The 10741-nt window shown below is 72.9% G+C and carries 11 protein-coding genes; 9 read left to right on the forward strand and 2 right to left on the reverse strand.

All coding sequences use genetic code 11. The annotated features are described in order from the left end of the window. On the forward strand, nt 1-714 hold a 714-nt coding region (gene ligD, locus AOK23_RS23245; protein ID WP_055714607.1), incomplete at its 5' end, for a non-homologous end-joining DNA ligase LigD. Nucleotides 715-766: 52 nt separating this feature from the next. On the opposite strand, the gene AOK23_RS23250 is transcribed toward ligD, so the two are convergent. Further along, on the reverse strand, nt 767-1570 hold the full coding sequence (locus AOK23_RS23250; RefSeq protein WP_055714608.1) for a nuclease-related domain-containing protein: 804 nt from the start codon (nt 1568-1570) through the stop codon (nt 767-769). A gap of 104 nt (nt 1571-1674) precedes the next feature. Here AOK23_RS23250 and AOK23_RS23255 point away from each other — a divergent pair, with 104 nt between their 5' ends. The 7 genes from AOK23_RS23255 to AOK23_RS23285 all read left to right on the forward strand — a co-directional run bounded on the left by AOK23_RS23255 (nt 1675) and on the right by AOK23_RS23285 (nt 8619). After that, nucleotides 1675-2196 (forward strand): protein-tyrosine phosphatase family protein, encoded by a 522-nt coding sequence (locus AOK23_RS23255; protein WP_079049639.1) that lies wholly within the window; start codon nt 1675-1677, stop codon nt 2194-2196. A 124-nt stretch (nt 2197-2320) separates the two neighbouring features. Continuing rightward, the gene (locus tag AOK23_RS23260; RefSeq protein ID WP_055714609.1) at nt 2321-3154 is read left to right on the forward strand and encodes a hypothetical protein; all 834 of its coding nucleotides are present in this window, start codon (nt 2321-2323) and stop codon (nt 3152-3154) included. Nucleotides 3155-3171: 17 nt separating this feature from the next. Next, nucleotides 3172-4428: a sensor histidine kinase gene (locus AOK23_RS23265; protein ID WP_240496516.1), complete on the forward strand. Its 1257-nt coding sequence runs from the start codon at nt 3172-3174 to the stop codon at nt 4426-4428. A 284-nt stretch (nt 4429-4712) separates the two neighbouring features. After that, nucleotides 4713-5069 carry an SH3 domain-containing protein gene (locus AOK23_RS23270; protein WP_055714611.1) on the forward strand — a complete coding sequence of 119 codons (357 nt, stop codon included), beginning with the start codon at nt 4713-4715 and terminating at the stop codon, nt 5067-5069. 48 nt (nt 5070-5117) lie between these two features. Then, complete coding sequence (locus AOK23_RS23275) at nt 5118-6503, forward strand: FtsW/RodA/SpoVE family cell cycle protein (protein WP_055714612.1); 1386 nt, start codon at nt 5118-5120, stop codon at nt 6501-6503. Further along, nucleotides 6500-7963, forward strand: a complete 1464-nt coding sequence (locus AOK23_RS23280; RefSeq protein ID WP_055714613.1) for a penicillin-binding transpeptidase domain-containing protein — start codon at nt 6500-6502, stop codon at nt 7961-7963. The genes AOK23_RS23275 and AOK23_RS23280 overlap by 4 nt, the downstream gene beginning before the upstream one ends. Before the next feature lie 146 nt (nt 7964-8109). Then, complete coding sequence (locus tag AOK23_RS23285) at nt 8110-8619, forward strand: DUF3291 domain-containing protein (protein ID WP_055714614.1); 510 nt, start codon at nt 8110-8112, stop codon at nt 8617-8619. Between the two features lie 24 nt (nt 8620-8643). Here the strand turns inward: AOK23_RS23285 and AOK23_RS23290 are convergent, their stop codons facing one another. After that, the gene (locus AOK23_RS23290; protein WP_157878129.1) at nt 8644-9420 is read right to left on the reverse strand and encodes a hypothetical protein; all 777 of its coding nucleotides are present in this window, start codon (nt 9418-9420) and stop codon (nt 8644-8646) included. A 267-nt stretch (nt 9421-9687) separates the two neighbouring features. Here AOK23_RS23290 and AOK23_RS23295 point away from each other — a divergent pair, with 267 nt between their 5' ends. Beyond that, nucleotides 9688-10626: an AurF N-oxygenase family protein gene (locus AOK23_RS23295; RefSeq protein ID WP_055714616.1), complete on the forward strand. Its 939-nt coding sequence runs from the start codon at nt 9688-9690 to the stop codon at nt 10624-10626. The last annotated feature ends 115 nt before the right edge of the window (nt 10627-10741 follow it).

A 10741-nucleotide genomic window follows, 5' to 3' on the forward strand; every position in this document is an offset into this window, starting at 1 on the left:
CACTCGGGGGTGCCCGGCGGCCAGCAGTTCTTCGCCAAGAACGTGCCGCCGGGCACCCCCGAGTGGGTCACGACCGCCGAGGTGCGGCGCATGGAGGGGCCGTCCCGGATGGTGCTGGTGCAGGACCTGGCCAGCCTGATGTGGGCGTCGAACCTCGTCACCGAGTTCCACACGCCCCAGTGGACCGTGGACTCGCCCGACGAGGCCGACCGGATCGTGTTCGACCTGGATCCGGGGCCGCCCGCGAGCGTCGTGGAGTGCTGCGAGGTCGCCTGCTGGCTGCGGGAGCGGCTGGCGGCGGACGGGATCGAGGTCCTGGCGAAGACGTCCGGGTCGAAGGGGCTGCATCTGCTGGGCGCGGTGCGCGGGGCGTCGTCCGAGCGGGTGACGGAGTACGCCAAGGAGCTGGCCGTGGAGGCGGAGCAGGCGCTGCCCCGCCGGGTCGTCCACCGGATGACGCGCAGTCTGCGCCCCGGGAAGGTGTTCGTGGACTGGAGCCAGAACGCCGCCCGCAAGACCACGGCCGCCCCGTACACCCTGCGGGCCCGCACCGAGCCCACGGTGTCGGCGCCGGTCACCTGGACCGAGGTCGAGGAGTGCTCCTCCCCCGGCCGACTGGTCTTCCGGGCGCCCGACATCGCCCCCCGCCTCCAGGACTACGGCGACCTGCTGGCCCCTCTGCTCGACCGGGCCGCCGCCCGTCCACTGCCCTGAGGGTCCGCCTTCCCGGTGAGCCCCCGTCCCGGCCCTGTCCGTCAACGCGCGGTCAGGCCCTCACCCAGGTGCCGCGGTCCCTGGCCGTCGCGTGCAGGGCCTCGATGTCGGCCGGTTTGAGCATGCCGCCGGTGCGGGCGAGGCCGGGGATGTCGGCGTCGGTCAGGACGCGGGCCTCGCGCGGGGGCGCGCCGACGCGCAGGTCGGCGGGTTCGACGAGGGCGAGGACGGGGTGGACCTCGGCGGTGAGCGCGTAGGAGGCCCGGTCGGCGTCGGCGCGGAGCCGGCGCAGCAGGGGGCGCGGCTCGTGGCGGCCGAGGGCGACGAGGGGGTCGGAGACGGTGACGCGCTGCCTGCGGGCGTAGAGGGAGCGGACGCAGTACAGGCCGCCGGGGCCGATCACCAGGTGGTGGATGCGGTCCCCGCCGGGCAGCGGCACCGAGTGCAGGGTGCGCCAGCCCGCGCCCTCCAGCCCGTCCAGCAGCGCCCCGATCGTCTGTTCCGCCGTGAGGGCCCGGCGGCGCGGGTCGGGGCGCAGCCGGTGCGGCGGCCCGGGGTCGCGGTCGAGGTCGACGAGCAGGGCCTCGCCGGGGCGGTTGGGGGCGAGGTCGTCGTCGGGGTGCAGGCTCAGCCGGGCCAGCTCGGCGGCGGTCGGCACGGGCGGCGGGCCCACCGTGACCGGTCCGGTGACGAAGGGGTGGAGGGCGGCGAGCACGTCCGCTCTCGACTCCTCGCTCAGGAGGTTCACCCGGCCTGTCTCACGGTCGTACCAGGCGACGTTGCTCCCGTCGGTCCGGCACACGTACAGGCGTTCCTGTCCGTGCCGCCGGGTCGGTATGACGCGCAGTCCATTCATGCACCATCACCCCCGACCATGGGAACAGGCGGGGTGCTCCATCGGCAAGAACCCGGATACCTTTGGGGGGACGACCCGTCGTCAGGGGCTTGGGGAGGCCGCCGTTGCCGCCGCGCAGAAAGCAACCCGACGTTCCGGCTCCGCTCGAACCGTGGAGCGAGATCGTGCCCGGCCTGTGGATGGGCGGGCACGAGTTCGCGGGGCGGGCCGGCACCGGAGAAGTCGAATTCGCCGTCGTGGGCGATGAGTTCGATCTCGTGCTGTCCCTGCTGCGGCTCCCCGGGTACGGGCCGGGGGACGGCGTCGAGCACCATGTGTGGCCGATCCCGGACGGACCGCTCGACGGGACGCAGCTGGCGGGCGTGATGCGGCTGGCGCAGGCCGCGTGCGACGCGCTGGAGGACGGCCGGAAGGTCCTCGTCCGCTGCTTCCACGGCTACAACCGGTCCGGTCTGGTCGTCGCGCACGCGCTGATCCGGGACGGGCACTCCGCCGAGGAGGCGATCCGGCTGATCCGCACCCGCCGCTCGCCGTGGGCGCTGCACAACGAGCTGTTCGTGGAGTATCTGCACACCGGCCTGCCGACCGTCCGCTTCCTGGAGGAGCTGGAGGAACTCGCCGAGTAGGGTCTGTCGTCCGGATCACGCCGACCGCGCCCCCTGAGGGCGGATCGAGCCACGCAGGTGTGCGGATCGAGCCACGCATAAGGTGTACGGGACTGTAAGCCGCCCTTTCGTATCCAGGAGTCCCGTGTTCCGCAGCCGGTCCGCGCGCGCGGCCGTCGGCGCCGCGTTCGCCGCGGCCGTCGTCGTGCCGTTGACGGGCTGCGGCGACTCCGGGGGGCTGGTGAGCGCGGGCGCGACGCCCACCGCGAACGGCCCGACCCGGCTGTGGCCCGGGCAGCCGCCCGCCTCCTCCCCCGCCTACGACTTCGGCGAGGCCGACACCGAGGTGGTCAAGGGGGTCACCGCTCCCGGCGGCGACATCCGGAAGGTGGACCCGGTGGCGGTCGTGCGCGCGGAGATCGCCGCGCACCCGGACGTGTACGCGGCCTCCACCGGGCCGTACCGCGGGACGGTCCGGCGCATGGCCGACTGCGGGCCGGGCGGCGACCGGGAGGAGTGCCCCGTCCTGGAGGCCTACTACCGGGACCTCACCGGCGACGGGCACGACGACATGGTGCTGGGCTTCCGGCTGCTGCCGGGCAACCAGACGGCCGTGCGGATGTACACCTTCCGCAAGGGCCGGCTGGTGCAGGTGCTGGCCAGCGACGACGCGGTGATCGCGGTGGAACTGGCCGGCCGTACGGTGATCATCCGGTCGCCCGCGGCGATCGAGGGCTACGAGTACCGCACCCAGTGGAACTGGGACGACGAGCAGCGAGCGATGCTGCTCACCCGGGACGAGATCCTCCGGGTCGGGGCGTCGACGGGACCGTCGGACGGGCCCACCCCTTCGCGTTCGCCGTCCGCGTCGCCGTCCCGGTCGTCGTCCGCGTCGTCGCCCATGTCGTCCACCTCGTCCTCGTCGTTCTTGTCGTCCTCGTCGTTCTCGTCGTCCGTCCTGCCGTCGGAGAGCCCATGAAGTCCGGCGGAGGGCTCGTGACGCGCGCCCCGGGGAGGCGTCCGGGGCTGCGTCGGCGGGCCGCCTCGCTCACCTGGAAGGCGCTGGCCTTCATCACCGTCATGTGCTGCGGTCTGGCCGCGCTGCTCGGTGCCCTCGTGCATGTCTCCGTGACCGACCAGACGGTCAGCGACGCCCGCTCGCGGGCCCTCGGCCGGCTGGAGAGCGCGACCCGGGCGTACGAGGCGGGGAACCGGCTCCCGCCGGACGCCGTGGTCGATCCGCCGGGGCTGCCGCAGTCGCTGCGCGCGCTGGCGGAGAGCGGGCGGCGCGGCACGATGGTCGGCGTCGTCGACGGCCACCCCACGATGTGGGCGGCGACCCCCGCCGACGGCCGCGCGCTCGCCGTACGGCTCGACTACGCGCAGAGCGCGGCCACGATCGAGGCGCTCGACCGGGCCATCCTGGGCTCGTCGGCGCTGGCGATCGGGGTGACGCTGACGCTGGGCGCGCTCGGCGTCACCCGGGTCACCCGACGGCTGCGCACGACCTCCCAGGTGGCGCGGCGGATCAGCGCGGGCGATCTGGACGCCCGGGTCGGTGATCCCCGGACGACGGACCCGGCGCGGTACCGGGACGAGGTGGCGGCGGTGGCCGCGGCGCTGGACACGATGGCGTCGACGCTCCAGCGGAAGCTGCTCAGCGAGCAGCGGTTCACGGCGGACGTGGCGCACGAGCTGCGGACGCCGCTGACGGGGCTGCACGCGGCGGCCGAACTGCTGCCGCCGGGGCGGCCGACGGAGCTGGTGCGGGACCGGGTCTCCGCGTTGCGGACGCTGACCGAGGACCTGCTGGAGATCTCCCGCCTGGAGACGGGGAGCGAGCGGCTGGACCTGGAGGACGTCCGGTTGGGCGTGCTGGCGGAGCGGGTGGCCGCGCACGCCGGTGCCGACACTCAGGTGCGCGTCGTCGAGGACAGCTGTGTGGAGACCGACCGGCGGCGGCTGGAGCGGGTGTTGGGGAACCTGGTGGCCAACGCGCACCGGCACGGGGCGCCTCCCGTCGTGCTCACCGTGGACGGGCCGGTGGTGACCGTGCGGGACCACGGGGACGGGTTCCCGGAGTACCTCGTCGCCGACGGGCCGCAGCGGTTCCGCACGGAGGGCTCCGCCAAGGGGCACGGGCTGGGGCTGACGATCGCCGTGGGGCAGACGGAGGTGCTGGGGGCGGAGCTGGAGTTCTCGAACGCCTCCGACGGGGGCGCGAGGGCCGCGTTGCGGCTGCCCGTACGTTAGGGCCCTTCTGACGGATCTCCGTGGGAGAAGGAGCGGCGTCCGGTGCGTGCTCTCGCCGTGCCGCGTGGAAGTCCTCGTAGCGGCGCTACGTGGGCTTCCGCGCGGTGCGGCGAGAGGACATGCCGGACGCCGTGACGCCGCGGAGATCCATCAGAAGGGCCCTAGGGCTGACGGCTCCTCAGGGTGCGGCGCTGCTCCGATGGCCCAACGCAGAAGGCGCCCCGTTCCCCCTCCTCCTAACGTGGCGATTAGTCAGCTTCGCCCCCATTCTGGAGGAGCATCACATGTCCCTGCGGATTCTGCTCATGCGATTCGGCATAGCCGCCGCCGGTGGCGCTCTCGTGGCGCTCGCGGCCACCACCCCCGCCGCCGCCGGCGACGAACGGGGCCTCGCCGGCCCCACCAAGAAGACCGTCAAGGGGCAGGTCACGGCCCGCTCCGGACTGATCCTGCGCAGCGCGCCGAACCGCGGTGGCGCGGTCATCCGGGTCGCGCCCTACGGCGAGATCGTCGACATCTTCTGCCGGACCACGGGCCAGAGCGTCGACGGCAACCGCTACTGGTACCTGCTCACGGACGGCACCTGGGCCTGGGGTTCGGCCCGCTACATCAACGCCCGGAAGACGCCACGCTGGTGCTGAGTTGAGCGACACAGCGCACAAGACATTGCATTTGGGTAAGTTCCGGACATGACCACCAAGGCCGGAACGACCCTGGCGGCGGGTCCGGCGGACCCGTCCCCGCCCGCCGTTCGCCTCCCCCGGCGCAGAGGCGTCGAGTTCAGCCTCGTCGTCGTGGCCGTCCTGCTCTCCGTGTACGGCTACTGCGCCGTCGGCCTCGCGAAGAACGGCACCGTCCCGCCCGGCGCCGCCGACTACGGCGCCGGGCTCGGCGTGCTCGCGCTGCTGGCCCATCTGGCGGTGCGGCTCCGGGCGCCGTACGCCGATCCGCTGCTGCTGCCGATCGCGGTGCTGCTGAACGGGCTGGGGCTGGTGCTGATCCACCGGCTGGACCTGGAGACCCCCGCCGATCAGGCGGCACCCGCCCAGCTGAACTGGTCGGCACTGGGCATCGGGCTGTTCATCGTGGTCATGGTCCTGCTGTGGGACCACCGGGTGCTCCAGCGGTACGCGTACGTCTCGGTGGTGGGCGCGCTGGTGCTGCTGGCGCTGCCGATCCTCTTCCCGCCCGTGAACGGCGCCCGGATCTGGGTGCGGATCGCCGGATTCTCCCTCCAGCCCGGCGAGTTCGCGAAGGTGCTGCTGGCGCTGTTCTTCGCCAGCTATCTCGCGGCCAACCGCAACGCGCTGGCGTACGCCGGGCGCCAGATCTGGCGGTTCAAGCGCCTCCAGCTGCCGACGGGGCGGGTGCTCGGGCCGATCGTCACCATCTGGCTGCTGAGCGTCGGGGTGCTGGTCCTGGAGCGGGACCTCGGCACCTCGCTGCTGTTCTTCGGCCTGTTCGTCATCCTGCTGTACGTCGCCACGGGCCGTACCGGCTGGATCGCCGTGGGGCTGCTGCTCGCGGGGGTGGGCGCGGTGGCCGTCGGCTGGCTGGAACCGCATGTCCATGTCCGGGTGGAGGACTGGCTGCACCCGTTCGCGTCCATCGAGGCGGGGCAAGGTCCCAACCAACTCGCGCAGTCGCTCTTCGCGTTCGCGGCCGGGGGGCTGCTCGGCACCGGGCTCGGCCTCGGCGAGTCGATCCTGATCGGCTTCGCCGCCAAGTCGGACTTCATCCTGGCCACGGCCGGCGAGGAACTGGGCCTGGTCGGGCTGTCGGCGATCTTCCTGCTCTACGCCCTGCTGGTGGAGCGCGGCTACCGCGCCGGTCTCGCCCTGCGTGACCCCTTCGGGCGGCTGCTCGCCATCGGCCTGGCCTCGATCATCGCGCTCCAGGTCTTCGTGATCGCGGGCGGCGTGACCGGGCTGATCCCCCTCACCGGCATGGCGATGCCCTTCCTGGCCCAGGGCGGCTCCTCGGTCGTCACCAACTGGATCATCGTGGCCCTGCTGATGCGGCTGAGCGACTCGGCCCGTCGGCAGTACGACGGCCCGGAAGGGAAGGGCGCGTGACCAAGTACATCCGCCGTGCCGCCGCGCTGTGCGCCCTGCTGCTCGTCGCCCTCCTCGTCAACGCCACCCGCGTCCAGGTCTTCCAGGCCCGCGCCTACGACGACAACCCCGCCAACCGCCGCCCCGAGATCGCCCGTTGGAGCCAGCCGCGCGGGAACATCCTGGTCGGCGGCCGGCCCGTCACCGGTTCGAAGGACACGGGAGAGCAGCTCCGCTACGAACGGACCTACCGGGACGGCCCGTTGTACGCGCCGGTCACGGGCTTCGCCTCGCAGGTGTACGGGACGACGCTGCTGGAGCACGCCGAGAACCCCCTCCTCGACGGCAGTGACCCGATGCTGTCCTTCCTGCCGCTGTGGAACGACATCACCCGCGATCAGAACGCCGGCGGCGAGGTCGTCACCACCATCGACGCGGCGGCGCAACGGGCGGCCTACCGGGGGCTGGGCGCCCGCCGCGGCGCGGTCGTGGCCCTCGAACCGGCCACCGGGCGCGTCCTGACGCTGGTCTCCCGCCCCTCGTACGACCCCGGACTGCTCTCCGGGAACGGCCCCTCGGTGGCGCGGGCCTGGGCGCGGCTCAACGGGGACGAGGCCAAGCCCATGCTCAACCGGGCGGTGCGGCAGACCTATCCGCCGGGATCCACCTTCAAGGTGGTGACGGCCGCCGCCGCGCTGGACGCCGGGGTCGTCGAGGATGTCGACGCCCCGACCCGCTCCCCCGCCCCCTACACCCTGCCGGGCACCACCACCTCCCTCGCGAACGAGGTCGAGGGCTGCGAGAACGCCTCGCTGCGCTACGCCTTCGAGTGGTCCTGCAACACTGTGTTCGCGAAACTCGGTGTGGACGTCGGCCTCGGCCCCATGAGGGACACGGCCCGCGCCTTCGGGTTCAACGACTCGGGGGTGCGCATCCCCTTCTCCGTGGCGCCGAGCAGCTTCGACACCCACATGGACCGGGCCCAGCTCGCCCTGTCCTCCATCGGGCAGTTCGACACCCGGGCCACGCCGCTGCAGATGGCGATGGTCACGGCGGCCGTCGCCAACGGGGGCACCGTCAGATCGCCGTACCTCATCGAGCGCACCACCACGGCCGACGGCCGCACCGTCTCCACCGTCGGCACCCGCACTTTCCGCCAGGCGATGACCTCGACGACCGCGAGACGGCTCCGCGAACTGATGCTCGGCGTCGTCACCGACGGCACCGGCGCCAAGGCCCGTATCCGGGGCGCCGCCGTCGGCGGCAAGACCGGCACCGCCCAGCACGGCCTCGGCAACTCCGGCACCCCCTACGCCTGGTTCATCGGCTGGGCCCAGTCCCATGACGCGCTGGAACCCGAGGTGGCCGTGGCGGTGGTGGTCGAGGACGCGGACGCGGTACGGGGCGAGATCAGCGGCGGCGGGGACGCGGCCCCGATCGCACGGGACGTGATGAGGGCGGTGCTGAAGAGGGCGGGATGAGACAGCCTCGGGCCCGGCGGGCGGGTCCGCCCCGTCCCGCCGCCCACGGGTGGGCACAGGCCGTCCGCCTGCTGGGTGGGCACCGGCTGTCCGCCCGCTGAGATAACGGGTGTCTCCCCCGAGACGCCCGACCTATCGTTCGGTCCATGACCGCCGTCGCGTACGAACTCGCCCAGGTGAACATCGCCCGCCTGAAAGCCCCCCTCGATTCGCCCCTGTTGAAGGACTTCGTCGACGCGCTGGACCCCGTGAACGCCATGGCGGACGCCGCCCCCGGCTTCGTCTGGCGTCTGCAGAGCGAGTCGGGCAACGCCACGGACGTCCCGGTCCTCGGGGACGCGTGGCTCATCGTCAATCTGACGTCGTGGCAGGACATCGACGCCCTGACCGCGTTCATGTACCAGGGGCGGCACCGGGAGCTGCTGTCCCGCCGCAGGGAGTGGTTCGAGCGGCCGGCGGAGGCGGTCACCGCCCTGTGGTGGGTGCCGGCCGGTCACCGCCCCTCCGTCGCCGAGGCGGAGGAACGGCTCCTGCACCTCAGGGCGCACGGCCCGACGCCGTACGCCTTCACCCTGCGGACAACGTTCCCGTCGGGCCCGGCGGAGCCGCACGGGGGACCGGCCGCCGAGCCGGAGCCCGGGGTCACCGTCGGCTGACGATGCCGCGGCCGGAGGCGGGGGTCAGCGGATCGGCCGACGCATCTCGTCCCGCACCCGCAGGGTCAGCTCGGCGCTCGCCTCCAGGTCCACGTCGTCCGGGTCCTCGCTGGTCACCGCGGGGTCGACCACCAGGACCATCACCCCGGTGTTGCCGTCGTTCCAGGCGCACTGCGGATACACCGTCCGCGCCCCGAGGTCCTTCCTGACGAGAAGCTGGCAGGTCACGGTGGTGTCGGAACCAGAGGGACGGAAGTCGCGGGGCGGCACGGCGAGCTCGGTGCCGTCGGCCCCGGCGGCACGCTCCAGCATCGTGTCGCGCGCCCCGTCGGGGTCCTTGAAGCGGCCGTACAGGCCCGAGATCGACAGCTGGCCGCCGCGGTTCACCGGTGTGTACGTGGCGACGGCCGCCTCGACGTCCCGACCGCCCAGGGTGCGCCCGGCGTTCCGCGCGAAGGCGCCGTCGGACGCGTCGGAATAGTTCCGCTCCAGCTCGTACGCGCCGTCCAGCAGCTTCGGGGGCAGCGTCAGCCGGTACTCGGCGTCCGGGTAGGCGGAGTCGGAGTCGCCCCGGAGGACCACGAACGCGGCCACGCCCGCGGCCAGCAGGGCGACGGCCCCGCCCACGATCCCGAGGACGAGCCCGATCCGGCTCCCGCGCGCCGACGGGGGCGGCGGGGGCCAGGCCGCGTGAGCGGACGAGCCGTCCGGGGCGTCCGGGACAACCGGAGCGACCGGTGGTGCGTCGGGCACCGCTGCGTACGGGTCGTGCGACTGCGGGGGCGGCGGAGGCATGGACACCCCGGGCAGGCTACCCAGGCACCGGCCCGCGCAGGAGGCCCCGGCGCCCACACCGAGCGCTTCTTCACCGACAGTTCCGGCCGCGTTCGCCCCGCCGTCGCCGCACGCGCCCGACCGGTCCGCCGACACCGCGCGGACCCCACCCGGTGGACGTGCCGTCAACAAGTCGTGCGCAGGGGATTGACGCCCTTGCTGACAAGTAGTCTCATAAGCGATGACCGCCGGTAACTGACCGAAAATCCCCGTACGACGAGGGTGGGAACAGCCATGACGACGGTGACCTCGGTGTCCGAGGCGGAGGTGCTCCGTGACGCCCTCGGCCTGCTCAAGGACCGTGAGCAGGTGGCCGAGCGCCTGCTCGCCTCCTCGGCGAAGCATTCCTTCGACCCGGACAAGGAGCTGGACTGGGACGCGCCCTTCGAGCCGGGGAAGTGGTTCTGGCCGCCCGAGCTGGTGTCGCTGTACGGGACGCCGATGTGGCGGCGGATGTCGGAGGAGCAGCGGATCGCCCTGTCCCAGCACGAGGCGGCCGCGCTGGCCTCGCTCGGCATCTGGTTCGAGATCATCCTGATGCAGCTGCTCGTACGGCACATCTACGACAAGGCGGCGACCAGCGCGCATGTGCGCTACGCGCTGACCGAGATCGAGGACGAGTGCCGACACTCGAAGATGTTCGCCCGGCTGATCAGCAAGGGGGACACCCCGTACTACCCGGTGAGCCGGCTGCACCAGAACCTGGGACGGGTCTTCAAGACGATCTCCACGACCCCCGGGTCCTTCACGGCGACCCTCCTCGGGGAGGAGATCCTCGACTGGATGCAGCGGCTGACGTTCCCCGACGAGCGGGTCCAGCCGCTCGTCCGCGGGGTGACCCGGATCCATGTGGTCGAGGAGGCCCGGCACGTGCGGTACGCCCGCGAGGAGCTGCGCCGGCAGATGGTGACGGCGCCCCGGTTGTCCCGCAGCTTCACGCGGGTCACCTCCGGTGAGTTCGCCCGGGTCTTCTCCGTGGCGTTCATCAACCCCGACGTCTACACGAACGTCGGCCTCGACCAGCGCGAGGCGCTCGCGCAGGTCCGCGCGAGCGCGCACCGGCGGGACATCATGCAGACGGGGGCGCGCCGGCTGACGGACTTCCTGGACGACATCGGGGTGCTCCGGGGTGTGGGGCGGCGGATGTGGCGATCCTCGGGGTTGCTGGGGTAGGCGGTAGGGCGCCTTATGAGTCGGGGGTACCGGTTCGTAGGCGACTGCGGATGAGTGGGGGTCGTTCGCGCAGTTCCCCGCGCGCCTGGAGGGACGGGCCTGCGGCCCACCCTTC

It is taken from the genome of Streptomyces torulosus, from assembly GCF_001419765.1.
Classification (GTDB): Bacteria; Actinomycetota; Actinomycetes; order Streptomycetales; family Streptomycetaceae; genus Streptomyces; species Streptomyces torulosus.